This is a genomic window from Pseudomonas saudimassiliensis (assembly GCF_000939975.1).
GTDB lineage: Bacteria > Pseudomonadota > Gammaproteobacteria > Pseudomonadales > Pseudomonadaceae > Halopseudomonas > Halopseudomonas saudimassiliensis.
Map to the genome: position 1 here is coordinate 1,405,431 of NZ_LK391969.1, position 20,069 is coordinate 1,425,499.

At 57.1% G+C, this 20,069-nt stretch carries 24 protein-coding genes; all 24 read right to left on the minus strand.

Going from position 1 to position 20,069, the window contains the following annotated elements; all coding sequences use genetic code 11:
• Complete coding sequence (locus VG99_RS06540) at positions 1 to 822, minus strand: TIGR03749 family integrating conjugative element protein (RefSeq protein ID WP_044498943.1); 822 nt, start codon at positions 820 to 822, stop codon at positions 1 to 3.
• Positions 819 to 1,451, minus strand: coding sequence for a PFL_4703 family integrating conjugative element protein (locus VG99_RS06545; RefSeq protein ID WP_044498945.1), 633 nt, complete (start codon positions 1,449 to 1,451; stop codon positions 819 to 821). The genes VG99_RS06540 and VG99_RS06545 overlap by 4 nt, the downstream gene beginning before the upstream one ends.
• The gene (locus VG99_RS06550) at positions 1,451 to 1,834 is read right to left on the minus strand and encodes a TIGR03750 family conjugal transfer protein (RefSeq protein WP_044498946.1); all 384 of its coding nucleotides are present in this window, start codon (positions 1,832 to 1,834) and stop codon (positions 1,451 to 1,453) included. The genes VG99_RS06545 and VG99_RS06550 overlap by 1 nt, the downstream gene beginning before the upstream one ends.
• A gap of 17 nt (positions 1,835 to 1,851) precedes the next feature.
• Positions 1,852 to 2,217 (minus strand): TIGR03745 family integrating conjugative element membrane protein, encoded by a 366-nt coding sequence (locus VG99_RS06555; RefSeq protein ID WP_044498947.1) that lies wholly within the window; start codon positions 2,215 to 2,217, stop codon positions 1,852 to 1,854.
• A gap of 44 nt (positions 2,218 to 2,261) precedes the next feature.
• A complete protein-coding gene (locus VG99_RS06560; protein WP_044498948.1) occupies positions 2,262 to 2,489 on the minus strand; it encodes a TIGR03758 family integrating conjugative element protein in 228 nt (75 codons plus the stop codon).
• Entirely contained in the window at positions 2,486 to 2,827 is a 342-nt protein-coding gene (locus tag VG99_RS06565; RefSeq protein ID WP_044498949.1) for an integrative conjugative element protein, RAQPRD family, read from the minus strand. The genes VG99_RS06560 and VG99_RS06565 overlap by 4 nt, the downstream gene beginning before the upstream one ends.
• A 137-nt stretch (positions 2,828 to 2,964) precedes the next feature.
• Positions 2,965 to 3,738, minus strand: a complete 774-nt coding sequence (locus VG99_RS06570) for a TIGR03747 family integrating conjugative element membrane protein (RefSeq protein ID WP_338052297.1) — start codon at positions 3,736 to 3,738, stop codon at positions 2,965 to 2,967.
• Positions 3,656 to 5,881: a type IV conjugative transfer system coupling protein TraD gene (gene traD / locus VG99_RS06575; protein ID WP_082050003.1), complete on the minus strand. Its 2,226-nt coding sequence runs from the start codon at positions 5,879 to 5,881 to the stop codon at positions 3,656 to 3,658. The genes VG99_RS06570 and traD overlap by 83 nt, the downstream gene beginning before the upstream one ends.
• Positions 5,878 to 6,426: a hypothetical protein gene (locus VG99_RS06580; protein WP_090274516.1), complete on the minus strand. Its 549-nt coding sequence runs from the start codon at positions 6,424 to 6,426 to the stop codon at positions 5,878 to 5,880. The genes traD and VG99_RS06580 overlap by 4 nt, the downstream gene beginning before the upstream one ends.
• On the minus strand, positions 6,423 to 6,974 hold the full coding sequence (locus VG99_RS06585; protein ID WP_052508718.1) for an integrating conjugative element protein: 552 nt from the start codon (positions 6,972 to 6,974) through the stop codon (positions 6,423 to 6,425). The genes VG99_RS06580 and VG99_RS06585 overlap by 4 nt, the downstream gene beginning before the upstream one ends.
• A 1-nt stretch (position 6,975) precedes the next feature.
• Positions 6,976 to 7,638 carry a transglycosylase SLT domain-containing protein gene (locus VG99_RS06590; RefSeq protein ID WP_052508719.1) on the minus strand — a complete coding sequence of 221 codons (663 nt, stop codon included), beginning with the start codon at positions 7,636 to 7,638 and terminating at the stop codon, positions 6,976 to 6,978.
• Positions 7,639 to 7,643: 5 nt separating this feature from the next.
• Positions 7,644 to 8,372 carry a TIGR03759 family integrating conjugative element protein gene (locus tag VG99_RS06595; RefSeq protein WP_044498952.1) on the minus strand — a complete coding sequence of 243 codons (729 nt, stop codon included), beginning with the start codon at positions 8,370 to 8,372 and terminating at the stop codon, positions 7,644 to 7,646.
• 8 nt (positions 8,373 to 8,380) lie between these two features.
• Positions 8,381 to 9,007, minus strand: a complete 627-nt coding sequence (locus tag VG99_RS06600; RefSeq protein ID WP_044498953.1) for a hypothetical protein — start codon at positions 9,005 to 9,007, stop codon at positions 8,381 to 8,383.
• Positions 9,008 to 9,009: 2 nt separating this feature from the next.
• Entirely contained in the window at positions 9,010 to 9,561 is a 552-nt protein-coding gene (pilL2, locus tag VG99_RS06605) for a PFGI-1 class ICE element type IV pilus protein PilL2 (protein WP_052508720.1), read from the minus strand.
• Positions 9,562 to 10,269: 708 nt separating this feature from the next.
• Positions 10,270 to 12,273, minus strand: a complete 2,004-nt coding sequence (gene topA, locus VG99_RS06610; protein ID WP_044498954.1) for a type I DNA topoisomerase — start codon at positions 12,271 to 12,273, stop codon at positions 10,270 to 10,272.
• A 76-nt stretch (positions 12,274 to 12,349) separates the two neighbouring features.
• The gene (locus tag VG99_RS06615; protein ID WP_044498955.1) at positions 12,350 to 12,937 is read right to left on the minus strand and encodes a hypothetical protein; all 588 of its coding nucleotides are present in this window, start codon (positions 12,935 to 12,937) and stop codon (positions 12,350 to 12,352) included.
• Positions 12,938 to 13,028: 91 nt separating this feature from the next.
• The gene (locus VG99_RS06620) at positions 13,029 to 13,508 is read right to left on the minus strand and encodes a single-stranded DNA-binding protein (RefSeq protein ID WP_044498956.1); all 480 of its coding nucleotides are present in this window, start codon (positions 13,506 to 13,508) and stop codon (positions 13,029 to 13,031) included.
• A 125-nt stretch (positions 13,509 to 13,633) separates the two neighbouring features.
• The gene (locus tag VG99_RS06625) at positions 13,634 to 13,999 is read right to left on the minus strand and encodes a DUF3158 family protein (RefSeq protein ID WP_235818261.1); all 366 of its coding nucleotides are present in this window, start codon (positions 13,997 to 13,999) and stop codon (positions 13,634 to 13,636) included.
• A 488-nt stretch (positions 14,000 to 14,487) separates the two neighbouring features.
• Positions 14,488 to 15,273 carry a PFL_4669 family integrating conjugative element protein gene (locus VG99_RS06630; protein WP_052508721.1) on the minus strand — a complete coding sequence of 262 codons (786 nt, stop codon included), beginning with the start codon at positions 15,271 to 15,273 and terminating at the stop codon, positions 14,488 to 14,490.
• A gap of 118 nt (positions 15,274 to 15,391) precedes the next feature.
• On the minus strand, positions 15,392 to 16,633 hold the full coding sequence (locus VG99_RS16065; protein ID WP_074779415.1) for an STY4528 family pathogenicity island replication protein: 1,242 nt from the start codon (positions 16,631 to 16,633) through the stop codon (positions 15,392 to 15,394).
• Entirely contained in the window at positions 16,621 to 17,226 is a 606-nt protein-coding gene (locus tag VG99_RS06635; protein ID WP_044498958.1) for a DUF2857 domain-containing protein, read from the minus strand. The genes VG99_RS16065 and VG99_RS06635 overlap by 13 nt, the downstream gene beginning before the upstream one ends.
• Position 17,227: 1 nt before the next feature.
• On the minus strand, positions 17,228 to 19,147 hold the full coding sequence (locus VG99_RS15485) for a ParB family protein (RefSeq protein WP_052508722.1): 1,920 nt from the start codon (positions 19,145 to 19,147) through the stop codon (positions 17,228 to 17,230).
• Complete coding sequence (locus tag VG99_RS15715; protein ID WP_076939734.1) at positions 19,134 to 19,376, minus strand: type II toxin-antitoxin system HicA family toxin; 243 nt, start codon at positions 19,374 to 19,376, stop codon at positions 19,134 to 19,136. The genes VG99_RS15485 and VG99_RS15715 overlap by 14 nt, the downstream gene beginning before the upstream one ends.
• A complete protein-coding gene (locus VG99_RS06645) occupies positions 19,373 to 20,068 on the minus strand; it encodes a hypothetical protein (protein WP_044498959.1) in 696 nt (231 codons plus the stop codon). The genes VG99_RS15715 and VG99_RS06645 overlap by 4 nt, the downstream gene beginning before the upstream one ends.
• Between the last annotated feature and the right edge of the window lies 1 nt (position 20,069).

The window sequence follows — 20,069 nt, forward strand, 5'->3', positions numbered from 1 at the left end:
TCAATCCTCCTTACCAACAGGCTGGATGCGAGGAAGGTGCAGGCGCTCTGCCAGGGAACCCCGGGTGACGATGATCACGGTAGTCGTATCATCCATCTGCCCATGCACGCCAATGCTTGGATGCATGAACGTCGCCGCCACCAGCGCACCTTGCAGGTAGCGTGGATCAAGTGCGAATGCACGGTGCGGGTCCTGGTTACGCAGTTCAATTGCAGTAACATGCAGCCCGTCCAGGCTCCATGCTGCGATGGGTGTAGCGGCTACCGGCAACGCGGGTAACAGGGTGCTGAGTGACTGCGGCAGCTGCATGGCAACCCGGTTGATGCCCGTTACCGGCTCAATCACTCGCAACGGCGAATACAGTGACTGGGCAGCGAAACGCGTCAACAACACCGGCAGCGGTGCACGTTTTTCTTGAATGGACTTATTATCTTCACCCCGATCCGGGTCAGCGTTACGAGGTTCAGCATTGATCACCTGAATCTGCTCTGCTGAGGCGCCGGCCTTTGCCGTGAGGTCTACCAGCAGGATTTCTCCTGTCGACTCATCTCGTAATTGCACCCGCTGGGTATCAAACGCCTCCTGCGCCCTGAGGTAGAGCACCCCGCCTGTTGACTGCACGCGCAACACATCGCTTTGTGCAATGCTCAGCGGCAGACCAACCGATACGTTTCTATCCAGCACCACCAGCCGTTCAGTACCTACCGGCAGATCAATGGCCAAGGGTGTTCTATCCCACACCATCAGTTCGATAGCATTGGCCATCGGGGAAAGTAGCAATACCCCGCACAGCGCTTTGCTCAACAAGCACCAGGCTTTCATGGCGTGTCTCCCGGCATGGTCAGACGCTGCGGTTTACCCTCAAAGCAATCAATCTGCAGTCCGAAGGGGTTCTGCTCCCGATCCATATCCGCGCGCACCACACGCAGCGGGTAGCGGACATACACATCCCGTACATCCACGCCGCCGTACTGCTCATTGATAACCAGATCCAGATCCGCAACCCAGGTATCCTGCCCCAGGATCTTGATCGCTTCGGCACGGTATCCTCTGCCGGGCACCTCAAAAACGCCCCGGACACGCCCACGCAATTCGCCACGATTACGGCGTGCGTCATACTCGCTGGACAGCGCGATACGGCAAGACGGAGTAAAGAAGGCCTGTAAGCCATGGATGTTGCGCTGATAATCAACCTCCCCGTTGACTGTCCAGCGGTTGAGCTGCTGCCAGATATAGAAGCTGAAGGCGTACACGGTAGAGGGCGGTACTTCCCACCACTTCTGTGTAGAGCCACTACGCAGATCGGGCGGGATACTGATGGTCAGGTCTTTGGGAGCCTGATACCAACCCCACCACATGGCGGCACAAGCTAGAACAAGTACGGCACAAAGCGCCCTCAGAGTGGTGATATGCGCGTCTCGCGAAGCATTGGCGTTACGGTAGCGAGACATCACAGTTTCCTCTGCCCAGGCTTGAGCGTGGGGTTTCTCCGGATGCTGTAGTTCGTAGAATGCGTGATCAACTTCTCCATCGTTGGAAACCCCTTGCCCGCCAGTTTGAATTGCAGCTGTCGGTACATGAGCGATGTCGGTCTGCCCCGGCGCAACCGCCGCATGATGGTGCCACCGAAGAAGAGCGTCACTCCGGCGCCAAAAAATGCCACGGTAGGCACCATCGCAATAGCGCCCGAGAGCACTGCTGCGATAATGCCCAGTGGCGTAAATACGCCGAGACCAGCCAGTGTCACCGTGACCACTTCCTTCCCGGTCATACCCCTGAACACCACCGGCGCAGCATTCAAACGCTTGGGAACCCAGCTGATGTTATTGGCCATGTTGGTCTCCGGCTCTGTTACTGGGACAGAATGGGCGCTGCTACTGTCGCCAGCCAGACCACCGCAACGATCAACACCACACCAACCATGGCTGTCACTGCAAATTTGCCCCAGGTTTCCCGCTCCCGTGCCTCCTTGAAGGAGGCGACTGAAGATGAGGCCACGACCATGAACGCCACCACACACAAGACCAGGCCAATCAGGATTGCGCCGTCATAAACGTACCCCTGCGCTGTTGCCAGGAGCCCGCCACCACCGACCTGACTGGGTGCATCCATGGTCGGTAAGCCTTGAGCGAAACCCTGGCCCACACCTGCACCAGCCAGAATCAGGCTTTGTGAAACTTTCACAGCAACTTGTTTTAATCTTCGGTAAAATTTCATGAACTGCTCCTTACGGGTCGTATCAGAGTTGAAAAAACTGATTCTCAGGACAGCAAAATCCAGAACGTCACCACAACGATGAGCATCGCCTTGATTGCCGCATGCAAGGCTTCATCACCGCCCAGATTGCTCTTGGCCCAGCCACGATATGTAGAAACAAGAATCCAGCCGGCAATCATCAAAACAACGACGCAGCCAACGCCAACTATCAGCCCCCAGACATCGACCGAGTTGAAACCTGAACCGGCCTTGAAAGCCTCCTCGGGGGTCACCGCCGCCTCTCCAGGTAGCTCCCAACCACGTCACCTTCAATAGCGCCGAGGTGCCGAGGTGGCATACGCTTGGGTGACAGGTAATCATTCAATCCATGCTGAATAGCACGCACATCATCGCGAGCCCGCGGTACGTCCAGATACACGTCCACACCACCCGCCTGGACGGCCTGCCTTGCTTCCAGACGCTCCAGCACAGTCACAACCTGTTCGAGCTGAAGCTGGATCAGCGCAAGGTCGCGACGCTGGATCTCGTCATAGGGCTCTGATGCCCAGGCCGGACTCGCCATTGCGAGCGGCGCGGCCAGTAACAGAAACAGCGGTTTGATAAGGGACATGTGCCAAGCAACCCCCGGCGTTATGCTTTGCGACAGTGTCAAAGCAGGCGGGAAGCAATGCGATAGAGAACATTAAGTGCAGCGCAACGGGTTTTAATGAAAGCAGAGGGCAGGCTTAAGAACACCGGTTTTGCTGGTCAGAGATACTTTTTGAAGGTACTGGTCGCAATCGCAATAAGCAGGCCGAACAAGGCGGCACAGGGCAACAGGAACAGATTGGGGTGGATGGCAAACGGCAGACTCAGGTAAACCAGCCAGCCAAGCAGAAACACCGGAATCACGGTGCGCTTGGCGTGGTGGTAGATGAAAGCGCTCTCCCGGCCAGCACCGAAGCGCCGCAGATCGCGAAGCACCAGCCCGTCGACCAGCCCCACCAGCGCAGCCAGCAGGAACAGCGGGCTGGTCAGCAGGAGAATGACACAGCGGGTCAGGGTCATCAGGGTGACGTACATGGCTGCCAGGGCATACTCCTTGAGCCTGCCAACCCAGCCCGAACTATCAGCATTCAATGCCCACTCGGCTATGCCACTTCGGACAAACAGCCACTCATTCACTGCCGCCAATGCCTGACCGGAAAAGATGACCGGGTCCGACACCAGCAAGGAGCGGGAAAAGTTGCTGTCCAGCCAGCGCATCTCCTGCCGCATCACGTATTCGGCATGATCCGCACCGGGCAAGCTCCACCATGCAAAATAGATCCCGGCCCACTCGATCAGTACCGAGATGAAGATCGAAACCAGCACCACTCCCAGCACCTTGAACGGCAGGGAAAGGGTTCTGGAAAGCAGCCCTGTCCGTTTCTTTTCAGCGGCCCTGACACGCGGGTCGTCAGCCATCAGCCGGGTACTCTGCCGGATCATCCGGCGCGACCTGTTCCCTGGTGCTTTGTACCACTCCCTGGAACAGGCCATGCGTGTCCTGCGGCTGTGGATTGGCTATGGCGAACCCATCGAAAGCCTTGCGTAACTCAGGATCAATTTCCATTGGTGGCGGTGCGACTGCTTCCCACCAGCGCTCACCCGCGCTGAATTGTTTACGCATGCCGACCGCAATGTCCGACACCGACTGCGGTACATCTTTCCCTTTGTCCGGCAGCGGCAGGGGCATACGGATTTTCCATAGCTGTCCCCCTTCCATCAATACGAACGCCTGCCCCTTGGGTAGGTTAACGATGTCGGCAGGCTCAAGCATGGGCACCGCTACTGTGCTGATCCGATCCCCACCCGAGCTGGTGAAGTCCACGTCAGAATCCGGATTGCTGTTATCCGATGCCATGGAAACCAGCATGCGGGTCTGCACGTTTACCTGGCGTAGCTGGTTGGTCAACAGCTCGGCGGTCTTGTCCTCCCTGACTCGTAACATGATCAGGTTGTTAAAGTTACCTATCACCTGACCCGCCTTGGCAGCGCTACCAATCCTGGCCTCAATGTCCGAGACCGTCTGGGTGTAGGCCGTTACCTGGATGCCCGCACCACCGCCCTTGTTTACCAGCGGAATGAACTCGGGCCCCATCAGCTCGTTGAACTCATCGCAATGCAGGTTGATTGCCACCTTACCGCTGACCGGGGCAGGCAATCCGTCATCCACGCCAAATTTATAGATATGCCCAGCCACGCTCACCAGATCGGCAAACATGGAGTTGCCTATTGCTTGAGCTACCTCGAAATCGCTCAATGCATCAAGACCCACATAGACAATGCCGCGCTTTCGGATTACCTGCAGCCAATCGAATATCGGCCGGGTATCTTCGAGATCATCGTAGTCTGGCGATAACAATTCATTGATACGCCCACTGGTCAATTTCTCCAGTAGCGGCAGCAATGACGCCACTATCTTGTCAAAGTAGGTCTTGTCGTAACGCACTGCTGAGAGCAACCCTTCGAGTACAGGGTCCTTGATCGGCACGTCTGGCGACTGCAGGTACTGAATGAGGGCCACCACCCGCTTGTCACGGCCAAGCATGTTTCGTGGCCAGTTCCTGTCGTTCAACCGCCCCTCGAACTCGGCCACATGCGCCCATGCCCCGGGCAACGCCGCTTCCAGCCGTTGCTCGGCATACTCCACGAGCAGGCCATCAATATTCACCACATCCGCGAGAATCTGTTCATAGCTTGGCCGGTGCCCAAGGGCATGACGCGCGCGATTGACGATATTCACAAAGCGCCAGGCGAACTCCCTGAAAGCGGCACTATTGCCCTCGTTGGGCAACGCATTGGCAATCCGGGTAGCGACCTCCGAGAGCCGACCGAACCGGCCTACTGCGTTATAGCGCGCCGACAATGCCGGCCATCCGAGATGAAACACATAGAATTCATTCTGGCGTCCCGCGCGAACCGCCTCGATGTACATGCGCACCAGCAGGTCCGCATCCCCTTTTGGATCAAAACAGATCACTACATCCTGGCTGGACCGATGAATATCCTGGGTAATCATTACCTCGGCCATGCGCGTCTTGCCAACCCGGGTCGTGCCCTCCACCAGGGTATGGCCAACGCGCTCACCCAATGGCATCCAGGCGTCCTGCTCTTTCCACTCAACAGCATGTATGGCCGGGTTCCCGCCAACCGGGGGTAACGGCCTGACGGGATTGAGTGGCGAGTCCACCCCCAGCAGGCGAACCAGTAACCGCGCTGCACGATACCGGTCCAGCCGGATTTCCATGCGCCGAGCTAATCGATACCACCGCCTGGATTGCAGATAAACCTGTGTCTCTGGCTGCTGCGCTTCATGCAAGCGCTGAGTGTGCCTCGCCTCCCAGCGAAATCCCCTGCCAAGCCAAAGGTACCGATTGCTGACCGGGATCTGCTGGCTACGCATGGCAAAGCGCGGCAAGCGACGCATATTCCGGCGATACCGCAATACGACCCATGCTTGTCTACCGCGATGCGCGGCAAATACCAGAAAGCCAGCGGCCATGCCCAAGCCAATTGATGGCGTCAAGGCTACCGACCAGGGCGCCCACAAACAGAGTGCCGCACAACCAATACAAACCCATGCCGTTTGCAGCTCGACTGCCGGGCGCAGCATGGATTCCATTGGGTGTCTCTGTCTCATGCCCTCTCCGCTCCCTTAATGCCATACCGCTCGCCGGTCGAAGCAGCCAAAGCTGCTTCAGCAACAGCCAGACCATGCTGCGCGAGCATGGCCACCAGCGAGTCGAAATGATCGGGATCGAAGTCGCACAAAGCTGTAAGGCCGGTAAGTACAGGGTCGGCCTTGATTGTCGATGCGTGCTTGCCGACGTATAGCTTCAGAGCCGCGATCCGCCGGTCTCTGTGTTTGAACCGAAGCGGTAATGATGGTGCTGCCAGAGCCTCTGCCGACCGTATTATTTCAGCCCAGGCACCCTCTGCGCGCAAGCTGGACTGGGCGTATTCCAGGCAGAGCTGATCCAGTTTTTCGTGTGTATGCACGCGCTCTACGAGTGCGCGAGGCAATACCTGTCGCTCCTCCTTCATTGCGTGCAAGGCAATCCACATCACACGGCATAACCAGAACAAATGGCTGTGTTCGCCAACCACCACCGGCTTGCCCAGGCTTGGTAGTTCCATACTGGAAAACGCATTCACCGGCACCTTCAGGCCAACTTGCTCACTCACTGCTCCACCCCCGCATGGGTAATCAACGCCGGGTAATGTGACAGCCCCAGCAAGACGGCCAGGTCGTCGCCTGCGACAGGGTCAATACGCAACCCGGGCACGGCATCCAGCAACAGCTGCAATGTTGCGGCCGACTGCGCATTCACCGCCAGGCCAGTGGCTCCTATCTCCAGCAGGTGTTGGCTTCGTGCGGCCAGCCAGCTGAGGCTCAGCGGATCATCGCCGACAATGAACAGTGGCTGGAAGCCGGCAGGCAGGCTCAGGCCCCTTCGCTCCACTGGCCCAGGGCTCAGGGTTTTTGTCACCACCGGCAACATATCTTCGATGCTATAGGGAGCTGTACGGGCCACCTGAATTCCTTCATGTTCTGGCACCCCTGCGCCGCCAATAGCCACGTAATAAGGACGGGCAGGCTCCCCCCCGATATCCGCCACCACTTGCAGCGACATCTGATTGTCCGGAGCGGCTAGCGTTATCTGCGACCAGCCCATTGCCACCACCAGACTGCCTGCAGCCAGCGGCCAAACTGTTCGGCTCATGAAAAACATATCAACCTCCGGGAGTAATCCAGACCATAACCACCGGCTCAATCCAGGAGACCGGCGCTGACTTGAGTGGCTGGGAATGAGGGGAGCGCGAACGACCAGCAGGGCGCTGAACTGAAGCAATGACGGGATAATCCATGCGCGCGGCAACCAGCTCTGTATAGCGTCTGGCAGCATCCCCGCCAGCCGGTCGGTGATAACGGCCAGCGGCGGTCAGCCAGTCACCAGTAGTATCAAAGTGTGCGCGCAAGATAGCTGCTGCAGCGTCCATATTCTGAGCCGGATCCAGTGCAGCGCAAGGGTCCGCAAAGCGTCCAGTGAGACCAAACAGATCCGGGTTCCAGCGGACATTCAGCTGGGCCATACCCACATCTACCAGCGAGGTCTGCCCCAGCGCCTCATTCAGTGCAATGCACGCCTGATCGCGGGTGTCGTAATACCGGCCCTTTCCGGCAACGTTCAGTGTCCAGGGCCAAGGCTTGTGCTCGCCCTGGTACGCTCGACCTGACTCAGTGCGAGCCATTGCATAGAGAATTACTGCCGGCACGCCATGCCGCTCTCCGACCGATTCAAACAGGTCAGGAGCTTCGGCCTGCGCTGCCAGATCCGGCACCACAGAACCTATCAAGAAGGCTATTGCCATGACTTCTGGAAGAGTCATGCGCATGCGGTTCACCGCGAGCGAACAAGAGGCAGAGTCAGGCCAGCACCTAAGCCCGCACCATGGTTGAGCGTGATCGCGCCGCTGGTAACCCGTTCAGTCGGTATCCCCAACTCAGATGCCCAGCGCCTGATCTTGCCGTCATCGCCATCACTGTCTGTGACCCAGACATTCAGTTCGCGCCCCTCAGCCACCAGTTCCATCACCGTCTTGCTGCAGGCATCACAGCCAGACAGTGCCACCACCACATCATGTCGTGCCGGCGCGGCGAGAAGGCTCAAAAGCCCAGGGTCAGACTTTCCTGACATGGGCGGCCGTATCGAGAAAGTAGAAACTCGGGGCTGGTCGCCTGCTATGCGCGCTATGGCCTCATCATAAGACCGCTGGTAAGCAAGTTCGCGCTCGATACGCTCATACTCGAACCGGGCCTGCAGCTCTGCATAGCGACGTCGTTCCTGCTCTGTCCGGGCCTCAACACCCAACGCAGTAAGCGGATCCAGGCCAGGCGACAGAATACCCCGCCGCCCCGCCATCAAGGCTTCGTATCGATCCCATTCCAACGCCGAAAGACCCCACTCGCTGGCCCTGACCTCGCTGCGTTCCACTCGACTCTCGACCTGCTCGGGTTGATCAATCATCAGTGCTTGCTGGTTGGTTTGTGCTTCTTGCGCATTGGCCTGTAACACCATGCAGGTCGCCAGCAGGGCTGCCAAATATTGGGCCTTCAACAGGTTAATCATGAGACCTCCTATTGCACTGCCAGCTCAACCACACCGCTGCCAGAAATAAATTCCGCAGATCGGTCGCCCACACGGGAAACCCGCCACCCGGCAAAAGACTCACCCTCCTCCAACAGCCGAACCTGATTCAGTGTCTGTGCACCCTGCGACGCCACTGCCACAAAATGACGCCCGCCACGAAGCTCTATGCCGGTCACATTGAATGAGGGTGCGACCGGCTTGGTTGTCGGCACTGAACTGGCTGGTTGGACGCTGCGGCGTACTGGCCTGGATTGAGCGGTCTGTATCTTGTTTAGTTGAACCGTCATACGCTCCACATCGTCTTTCAATCCTCTGAGCACTGCATCCTGTATGTCTTGCAACTCACCCAGCTCAGCCACCAACACCCGCAGAGCCGTCACCTGTTCGACGACGTCGTTGTGCTGGCCTCGATATTCCACTGCCAGCTTTCGCAGGCTGTTATTGGCCACAACCAGACGTTGGTCAACGCCGTCTCTGGCATCCAGCAGTTGTGTTTCCATTACACCCAGGCGTTCATGGTGCTCAGCCAGCTGGGACAGCAGCATGTCTGTTTCCGAATCTGAACAAGCGCACAGCATCAATACCAGGCACGCCAACATCGCTTTACGGATCATGGTTAGTCTCCAGCTTGATCCAGCTTGGCAACTCGCAGGCTGAAGCACACTTCCCGTGTCACCGGCTCAACCTGCAATTGATAACTCGGCCCACTGAGCAGCTGAAGTGCGGCCTGCAGCGGCATGGGGCCTAACTCGTAGTGCGCCGCCGGCAATGGGCGGCTGAACAGGGTTTCAATGACCGGTTTCCCTGTCTCTGAACACAGCTGGTAACCGGACCTATCCAAGGTATGTGCAAGCCCATCACCGACAGTGGGATTGAGCCTTGTCGGTATCCTGACCTGGACCATTTGCTGCATCAGATTGCTTTGGCCTGCGTGGGCCGACGTGGACACCAGCGTGTATCGCCCTGTGCGCAGGACTTCTATCGACGTGGGATTGGATTCGTCATTAAGCTCGGCGGCAACAGGCTGGTAATTGAGCAGATCAAGTTGCTGAGAATCCGGATATTGATCTGCCAGGTTGTGCTCAACCGGCTGCTGCACGCAACCGCTCAGAGCACCTGTGGCGCTCACAACAGCAAGCAAAAGAACATGCGGCAAGCGATAAGACATGATGGGTGCCCTCCTGATGAGTCGTTGCGGAGGCACAATGCTGGAAGTCGTACAGGACAGCGATGGAGAATGTTAATTGAGTTCAGGTGTTTTTCTGCGAACCCGGCTGGCCTTCCTCGATTGTTGGTCGCGCCACGCTCAATGATTCAACGTTGACCGACCGCTGATGCTGTCTGATAATGAAGGCTAACCCCGCTGGCTACTGACGGTTTCAGTAGCGCCCTTTGAGTCCTTGTGGCTCATTGCCCTATAAGTGCCTGCGACTGGTGAAAAGGCACGGCTCAACGTCCAAAACGTCCACGGTGTTGCTACCAGAGCCCAGTCTCCCTGTACGTCGCCCTCTTGGTCGAGGGCCTCATTTTTTGCTTGGGATTGGCCAGCCATGGCGCTTCATCGAGGCATCATGGCTGGCCAATTTTCAGATCGCCTCACCCCGGCAGCGCCCACTGCCTGAACCCTGGGCTCCCTTTGTGCGGGAATCGTGCATACATACTACCGGGACACGCTGCAGTCAGACTCGGGTACGACACGACGCATGGCTTGCCGGACATGCATGGCGTATAGCAGCTTTCATACTCATGCTACCTGGCCCATAGCCTCCCATTACGCTCAAACTGCTTTCACAAAAAAATAACGCCAGCCCGTGAATCGCTGGCGTTTTATTTATGAGCGTACAGATATTATTGGCAGGATCCGCTATCACGTTGATCAGCCTGTGGCGGGAGCGCCGTTAGCATTTTCAAACGAAGCCTTGCACTTCGGAAACCCACTGCAGGCCCAGAAGTCATAAGCCCCTTTCCTGCCCGTCCCAATTCGATGCAGCAAGGGCTTGGTGCATTTCGGACAGGCATGCGCGCTCGGTTCCGGCTGCGGGGTGCGTGCTCTGGCTTTGCCCGGTTTGCCCTTGCCATCCGGCAGCGCGGTTTTGCACTCCGGATAGCCCGAACAGCCCCAGAAGAAGCCTTTGCTACCCTTGCGACGCCGTAGCGCTGAGCCGCATTGCGGACAGGCATGCTCGGCTGCAGGCAAACTAATCTGATTCTGCCGCAGACCTCCCAGCTCCTTGTCCAGCAGTGCCCAGGTCTGACTGATAACCTGGTCATAGGTCATACGTCCCTCGGCGATCAGATCCAGCTGGTCCTCCAACTCGCGGGTGAAATCCAGATTGGCAAAGGCAAAGGTGCCCACCAGCGCATCCCGGATGAGCTCGCCGGTCGGTGAAGGCGACAGAAAGCCCTTGCTGTCCTCCAGCAGATAAACCCGACCGGTGATGTTCTCTAGAATGGCCGCATAGGTACTTGGCCGCCCGATGCCCTGTCGCTCCAGCTCCGCTACCAGAGTGGATTGCTTGAAACGCACCGGTGGTTTGGTCACCTTATCCAGGACCCCCGCATCCACCGCCTGAATATTCTTCCCCACGTCCAGCCACGGTATCGGATTGACCGGTTCGGCCTGCGCGCCGTCCTCCGGATCATCCTGCCCATAGACCCGCATCCAGCCGGGATCGACCAGCTTGCGGCCACGACCGATAAAGCGCACCGGCAAACCCTCAGCATCCCCGGTCAACAATACCTTGCGCACCGCATAGCGCGCATCGGCCAGCTGCGAGGCAACCGCCCGCCGCCAGATCAGCTCATAGAGTGCCTGCTGGCTCGCATCCTCACCCGCCTGCAACGCCGCGACATCCGCAGGCCGGATTGCTTCATGCCCCTCCTGCGCACCCTCCTTGGCTTTCCAACTGCGTTGTTTCTCGGCCAGCTGCAAGCCCGCCGACAAGGCATACGCTCGAATCGCCTCGATGCCCGCAGCGTCCAGATTGGGGTTGTCGGTACGGTGGTAGGTAATGGCGCCCTGCTCATACAGCTTCTGCGCCAGACCCATCACCCGCTTGGGCTTCATCTTCAACCGTTTGCCGGCCTCCTGCTGCAGCGTGGAGGTGGTGAAGGGCGCGGCGGGTGCGCGGTTGGCGTAGGCATTCTCGAACCGTGCCACCTGCACATCCCGCACCTGCGCCACCCGCTCGGCCAGAGCCCGGTCGAGCAGATACTCTTCACCTTTGAGCAGATGCGGGCGGGTATCCCATTGAGCCCGCCAGAGCGCTTTGGGGTTGTCCGGCCAGTGTCCGGGAATCGGCAGGGACAGCTCCACGCCAAAATGGGTGACCGCCTTGAAGTTGGCAATTTCCCGCTCACGATCCACCACTAGCCGCACAGCAGGGGACTGCACCCGACCAGCGGAGAGCGCGTGACCGGCGCTATTGGACAACGCCGGGCTGACCTTGTAACCCACCAGCCGATCCAGCACTCGCCGCGCCTCCTGAGCGCGCACCCGGTCATGATCGATGGCCCGCACCTGCGACAGCGCCTCGCGGATCTTGTCTTTGGTGATGGCAGTAAAGGTGATGCGCTTGGGCTGCTTCAGCCGCAGGGCATCGGCCAGATGCCAAGCAATGGCTTCGCCTTCACGATCCGGGTCAGTCGCCAGAATCACCTGATCAGCAGCCGCCACCTCCTTGCGCAGCTTGGCCAGCACGCCCTTGCCCCGGTCGGTCGGCACATAGGTCGGCTTGAAACTGGCCGGATCCACACCCAGCTCACGCCCGGGCAGATCGCGGACATGCCCGACACTGGCAACCACCTTGTAGCCGCGGCCCAGGATCGAGCTGATTTTCTTGATTTTGCCCGGCGACTCCACGATCACCAAGGTCGTCATATGTCTCGCCCCCAGGGCCGCTCAATGGATTGCGTAAATCAATAGCCACACGGCCAGATCGTTTAATGCCTGGCTGTCAGCGCAGAGCATCATTTGCTACGCGTTCGACACGCTGCATCACGGCCGGCACGCTCGGCCCCTCATTGCGGCCATACACGCTATAGGTAAGCAGAACGTCCGCTCCGCTTTTGCCTTTGCTCACCAAAGTGGTCAGGCTTCCATCGAAATAGACACGTGTCATCGAGTATGTGGTGCCAGGAACCGCGCTGAATGTGTAGCCACCACCGTTGAACATCATACCTCCCGCCATGGTCCCGTGCTGAGCCACAGCCTCTTGTGGTGTCAGGTAGCCAAACGCATTCTTGAGCAGCGCCGCTGCCGAATCCACATCTCCGGAGTAACTCATGCGTAACTCATCCCGTTCACTTACACCCGGAAGGGTGGCCATCCCTGCATCCGCTCCCGATGTTCTGGATACCACTGGCCGAGAGCTGTCCATGGCCCCTGCAGGCAGCGTATCTGGGTCATAGTTAACCGGTTCCCCGGTCATGGGATTATTCATGCAGCTAAGGCATTTCCCCTGATAGTAGACGTGTTGATCGTTCGCACAGCCGACCAGAATGAACGCGGCAAGGCCAGCAGTCAGCAATGTAATGTTCTTCATGTGTTTTCTCGTTGTCATGGTGATGGCATACCCAACAAGAGGGCTGATAGAAACCTTACGCCCTTGCGCAAGACCATTCCGGAACAAGGTCTCATTCAGACGTCAGACAGCTACCCTCATTTTCCATGAAGGAGTCTTCCGGTACAGCAGGTTCGAGTGGCTCTGATGGCTGCACGACCTGATCAGACACGCTCGACTTCTGGGCCATGACCACCTCGTCAATTCGATACGGCAAGATACCAACGGATCGCGCGCGCACCTTCATTGCAGACCGCTCTTCATTGTTAACACCGGTCCATTGGTCGCGGATCATTCGGCCCGCCACCATCACGCGCATACCTCGCTGATAGAGCTGTGACCACTGCTCACAGGTATCAGCATCACGGGAGATCTCAACCGGTGCCCAGAAACCGCCTCGATCTTCAAAGTTGCCTTCGCCAACCGCGACTGGATTATCAAAAAAGACATTCAAGCGCAGAATGCCTCTGGGTGGTGAGTTGTCACTGGTGGGGAATACCTTGACCTGCGGGTCAGACCCAATATTACCTTCACCTTCGAAATGTGTACTCATGAGAAGCGCTCCACTTCTTGCTATTGTGAGTACACACTGCCGCAGACAGATCGAGCTTGAAACGCTGAATCAGATTTCAGACTGACAGGTATTCTGCGACAGCTTGCCCCTGCCTAAGTGAACACCTATCCCAGTCGGTTTGTGAGCTCATCAATATGTTCCAGCGACTGCAATGTTGTTCGTAACCTGCGCATGGTTGCGTTCACTGTGCCTGCCTGGTTGTTGATCAAACAGCGCTCCACCTCAATGTCATATAACACTCGGCGCTCTCCCTCCGACTGCACCTGGTTAAACACCTGGTCAAACTGCGCCATGCCCATCGACCGGCTACCGACACTTCTCCAGCGCACCATCGGCACTCGATCACCTCGTTTGGATTCGGTGTGCGGGGTAAGGACGATCCGGTATGCCTTCAGTAATAGATTGTGCTGTTGGGCAAAATCATGAGCAGCCTGCTCCAGGTGCCGTGCGTAGACTTCGATCTCAGCCATATACTTCAGCAGCCCCCCCTTACCCTTAAAGGGGTAAAGGCCCTTTACCCTTTGGTAACAAGTTCGTGGCAAGTCGCAGCTGTCTGGTGGTAGACGCTCAACGGTCACAGTTGGGTTCTTTCGCATACCACCTCGACTCCTCTTGACCCTGATGGCACTGCCATCACTGCGTGACTAAAACCCTCGATCCAGTCATCCGTTGATGGCACTGCCATCACTGCGTGACTAAAACCCTCGATCCAGTCATCCGTTGATGGCACTGCCATCACTGCGTGACTATAACCCTCATTCCAGTCATCCGTTGATGGCACTGCCATCACTGCGTGACCAAAACCCTCATTCCAGTCATCCGTTGATGGCACTGCCATCACTGCGTGACCAAAACCCTCATTCCAGTCATCCGTTGATGGCACTGCCATCACTGCGTGACCAAAACCCTCGATCCAGTCATCCGTTGATGGCACTGCCATCAAAATGAGAGGACCGACCTAGTCCTCATCCGCACCCAACAGACCACCTCCTGCTACAGGCTCTGGCTTGGTCGCCTGGTCTATTAACTGCTCCAGGTTGTCTGCATCCGGATCTTCATGAGTGTTTCTATCTGCAACACCATCACGCTGTCGAAGGGGCGGTGCGTAAGGGCTTCGGCGAATGCCGCTCAGTACATCGGGTGCAAGTTCGCCATATTTCGCTACGGCATCACGGGCACGGGCATTGGCTGCTGCAAAATCATCACGGGTAGCACCGCTCAGCCCCGGGTATCGCTGCGGAGCAGAACAGAGTCCGCGAATGGCATTTGCGCTGATGCGCAGCGCCTCATGAGCATCACTTCTCACGATCATGGCGATATGCTGGGCAAGCAGAATGTTGCGCACTATTCGGTCATAGCGAATCAGCTGATGGATTCCCTGCCAGCCCTGTTGTCCACCCGGGTACACGCCCGTGCGAAACGGCTTCTGTGAGATGTTCTCAGCGATGGACAGCTCTTCAGGAACCGAAGCCAGCAGTGCTTCGGACTTTGCATACATGGGGTCCAGGATGTTTTTGACGTCATGCAATTTGGCGTCGATGCGCAACATCCAGTCGTCTGAATAGGGGTCATCTTTGGCGGCGTTCTGCTGAATGCGGCCTACCAGAGCCAGGAACTGACGCATGCCGATAATCTGGGGTTTACCGGACTCAACGCCTCGTCCCCACCAGGTCCGCGTTGCGTGGTAAGTATGCAGTGTCAGCTCTATTTTGCTGCGCAGCGCTCCAACATCTATATCAGCCATGGCATCCAGCTCCTCAACAGTTCATCTGTGGTCAGGAACTCTGCGCATCTGGCTGGCTTCAGGACATAGATAATAAGAATCCCGGCGGGGATTGTTTCGTGTTTATCTCATTAAAGGATCAGCGTCTCAGACCTAACGAGTCGAGCAATTTTTTTCTGCTCGCTGCGGCTTGAGCTTGCGTTAATTGCGTCGCCGGTTGGGATAGTCCTTGCCCTGCCATCTCAGAACCGTGTCGTGCTTCGACCTCAAGCCCTATCGCAACACCCTCGCCACAACGCATGTCGCGTATGTTTTCGGCGTAACGAGTGATAACGAACTCACCTGCCTGAGCGCTTTTGATCAGGGATCGCAACAGCCCCTTCGGTGTACGAACTTTACCTGCCAACACTCGTCCCGCCGTTTCATCGAGCACAGCTTGAGCAACCTCTGAGCCTAGGCGTTGAAGAACGGCCAAGAGCTCTTGGCGCTCTTGCGGTTCTATCCGCAATTGCTCATGCCAGATCAATCCTGGATCCGCCTCGGTACCTGTACTTGTTTTTAAATAAATACCATTACGTACTGGTACTGTATTCGCTTGGTTCTCAGAGCGAACTTGGCTAGATCTTCCGTAAACCATTGATTTACCACTTAGTTCTCTCTGCGAACTTGGGCGGTTCTCCGTTTGGCTGCTACTTGGTTCTCTCCCGAAACCCGGTATTACTGGGGAGTTCTCTGACGGTGACTGATGGTTCTTTCTGTCTTGCTTGGTGCTGCCACGCCGCTGGTCACGCATTTCAACAAAGCGTTGGGCTCGCTGATTGAGGCGCGTTTGCTGCCCTCCACTCTCCATCGCCGAATGAACGCGCTCAGCTACAAACCGGACTGAGCTGTTGTTATGCGACAGGCACTGGACTACGAACGCGTTGTAATCCGAATCGAGTAATGCCGCTTCTTCAAAGCTCAACGGCTCATCATGCAATGCATAGACATTGCCCATGATGCGTCCGGTATCATGACGGGCCTTATGACATAAGCTCATCCAGCGGGTGAGCCTGAGTACGGCAATCACCCGCGCTACCGTCCCGCGTGACGCTGACGTTCCAGGCGAAGCTCGCAACAACGGTTGCAACTGGTCGTATGTTGGAAAAGCGGTGCTGCGATCAGCCTCGGTCATCAGGCGGATCATTTGCCACCCCAGGACATCCACAGCACCAAGATACTCATCAAGTAGCAGGCCTCTGGGTACTGTTTCGTGGGGGTTTCCGAAAAACAGTAATCCATCCAGTTCGCCCGCATGTGAAAGCTTGCTGTCGGAGAATCTCTGGGTAATGGAGGACGTTGCACGCCCAACCAGTACCTGCCAGTCCTCTATCGAGCGCATACCTTTCTCCCATCAGCCAGCTGGAGCTTGCTGCGAGAGCTGGAGCTGACCGTTTGCGCCCAAGTCTTTACCAGTTGCCAGACCACGCCCAAGGGTATGCAGGTTTCCTCACAGAGCACGATCATGCCTTGGATGTCATCCGCGGCATCGGGTGCGGTGGGAGCGGCGCTGATATCTTGCCAACGCCGAAAGGCATCATGCTCTTCTGTTTCCGTCGGCATCGCCACACGTCCCTGACGGGATTCCAGTCCAAGCAGTGCACGACGGGTCGAGCAATCGTTTCCTGTCAGCCCAAAAAACGAAGACATCATCTGAACAGACGCTCCGAGCTCCAGGCATCGATCAATGGTCTTCTCGCGATCCATGTCAGAACTGAGCCGGCGAAATACTCCGCCCAAAAGATCATGATCAACTGAAAGGCGGCACACCACAGGATTGCTGGTGGCGAGCGCATCAATATCGGTCGCGCTAAGCCGACGCAGTTCGCGAAGCTCGTCATCATTGAACCCGAGAGCTCGCGCCCTGCGCATATTTCCTTCGCGGACATAGGTTATGGCCTGACGAAGGATCGCTAATGTCACAACAGTATCCATATCAGCTATCTCCCCTGGTGGATTCCTGGGTGCGTAGAACACGGACCAGCCGGATCAGCCTGAACAGGCGAATCAGCACCTCATCCGGCAAGTGCTCGGCTTCACCTGCCGTGCCAAGCAAATCACCAATCAGGCTGATATCGGATGGGTAAGCCGGTTGCACTTCGCCAGATAGAGCCGCCAGCAACTGCCAGACTTTTTGAGCGGCAGGGTCCTGCTCAAGATCTCCAGACAGAGGCTGCAAATGATATCCCAACCCCTCTTCCTGATTGAGCTGCAATGGAGCTGGATACAGTTCCGTGTCCGAAAGCGGGAATCCAGCCCACTGGCCTAGTGACTGGGCAAGGCGATAAATCACATATCGGAGTTTCTTTGGTGTCTGTACATGGGCGTCGACCCACCAGATGTCGGTGACAGGTGTCAGCGGCCCAGCCGACATCAGCGGTATGGATTGGACGGCAAAGTCCTGAAAATCACCTGCCTGGCCTCCGTGCATGGCGGCAACGGCGTGACGTAGCTTACGCTTGCCTTCCGGCTCATCAATCACCGACAAGGTCAGACTGTTGATACGTTCTTCGTCCGTTCGCAGGTCAGCTTCTTCTTCCGCCTCCGGGATTGCCAGATCATCATCTGAACGCAGCACGGCAATGCTGTCCTGATCGGTTACCTGTTCATGCTCATTAATAGGTAATACCGACTCTTCAGAGGCAACGGCGGCCTGTCTGCCTTCAAGGAGTTTGCGGTTCTGTGCCCGCAACGCATTAAGCTCCTGACGTAGATAGCTGTTCTCATCACTAAAGGTTGGCTGGTCATCGGTGGTACGGGGTGGGCTTTGTGATGGACCCGAGGGTTCGAATTCAAGTGGCTCGCTGGTATCAACCTCCTGCCGAGGCCTGCGCTCGCGCTTCGATGGCTCGTCCTCTTCACCCGGCAGAGGCGGGTAAAACTTCAATGGGTGGGCTTCTGGATTACGAACCCGTTCCATTTCTACCTGCAGGGGCTGCCATATTTCCGGGTCATCAATGTCCTGCCGACGCTGACGATACTCAAGGACCCGCTTCAGACACCAGTCCAGGGTATGCAGGTGCGCGCCGCTATGATCCTCAAGCATGCCGAGCAAGCGATCTTCCACTATCGACCAAGGCAGCTCCGTCTGCTCCTCATAGTCAAACTGCGATACGACGTCATGCCAGGCTACAGAGAAGTCAGCCTCCTGCCTGGAGTTACAGCGCTTCCATATCTCCAGACATGCCTCGCGATACGCAATCAGCTTCTTGATCTGCGGCTGTCCAATACCACTTCTCAGCGTTGCCGGTAATGTCGGCCAGAAATGCTCAACCGTATAAAGCATCCTACTGATCTGGCTTTGACTGACTGAAAAACCCAGCTCACTGAAACGACGGGCCAGTTCGCGCTGGGAAAGCACCTCGCCTTCATGCTCCTCCAACAATCGTTTCAGCTCTGCCACACCCAATGCCTTCTCGATCCAACTGAGATCCGCACGGTTTTCGTTCTCGGACAAGTGCCCTGCCAGCACCTGTTCCTCGGTTACCCATGGCCGGTAAACACACCAAAACCGATAAAATCGGTCGTCGCCGGTTTCCTCATACAGCTCGTTGAGAATTGCCAGCCGGGTGTTTCCGCCGTCACTGATCATGAACTTGTCGTCACCGGGACGCTGGGTTATCGGTGGCGAATGCTTCAAGCCAACCTGGCGGATGGACTCCTTGATTTCATCGTATCGGGGGTTTCGTTCCGTTCGCGGGTTGTGGTCGTACGGCCGCAGCTGGTCCAACGTGACCTGCATACCCATCTCGGCCAGCGGAGCGGTCATCTTGTCGACACGCTGGCTTCGTAGAGCAGGCCCCGGCTTCTGCAGCTGCGCCGTCATTTCGGCGATCGAAAGGCTACGTTTGCTCATGACTCCCTCCCCCCGTGCCGTGTTGGGTGCGGCGCAGTTTTGCACGTGCATTCAATGATGAACGGGGATCGCTGGGCGTGGATGACGTGTAAACCGGCGGGTAGCCCGGCTTGGTGAAACGTATGTGACCGCCGCTGGTGCGGCTGATGCTCCAGCCATGCCTGGATGCGTACTCGGCCAGATCCTGAAGGGGCTTCTTGAGCTTGCCAACTGTGCTGATACTGTTCATGCGCGCACCTCCCTGCCGCAGCTTTCCAGTGCATCAAGCCAGACATGTAGCACCGCGGCCCGTTGCTCTATAACGCGGGGCCGGGCCTCTGCGACTCTGGCAACGAGCGAATCGAATCCTGCTTGAACGTCGCAGTCGTCTAACTCATAAACGATGTAGTCCTGAACGCTGCGAAGAATCTCAATCGCATACTGCAGAGATGCCTCAGCTGTTTTCCATGCGGACGGAGCCTGTCTGGACTGTGCAATCAGCTTCGCGGAGAACTCCTCTGCAGGGTAAAAACCTTTCATCACTTGGAGCTGGTTCAAGATCAGCGCGACACGGACAACCTCAATACACTCGGCAGTGGAACCTGTCGGCAGCGTAAATGCATTCTTTGCAATGCGTAAGGCTGACTTTGCCCGAGCATCCAGATTCGCTTGACGCTGTTTCTCATCGCGCTGTTTTTTTTCCTTTGCTGTGGCGACTCGTAAATTCACCGCTCCGACTATCCCGGCAGCGCTGCGCAGTAACTCTTTTTCCTTCTCGCTCAAGAGATGGCTGTACACAGCGGTGTCGGCGAGTTTAATCAACTCACCCTTGGCTGCGGTCAGCTTTGTCTGGACGGACCTGAGGTTCTGCGAACTAAGGAAGCGGGTATTGTCGAGGACCTGCTGGGTGGTAATGGATTGCGATGTCGTTAGCCTGGCCATG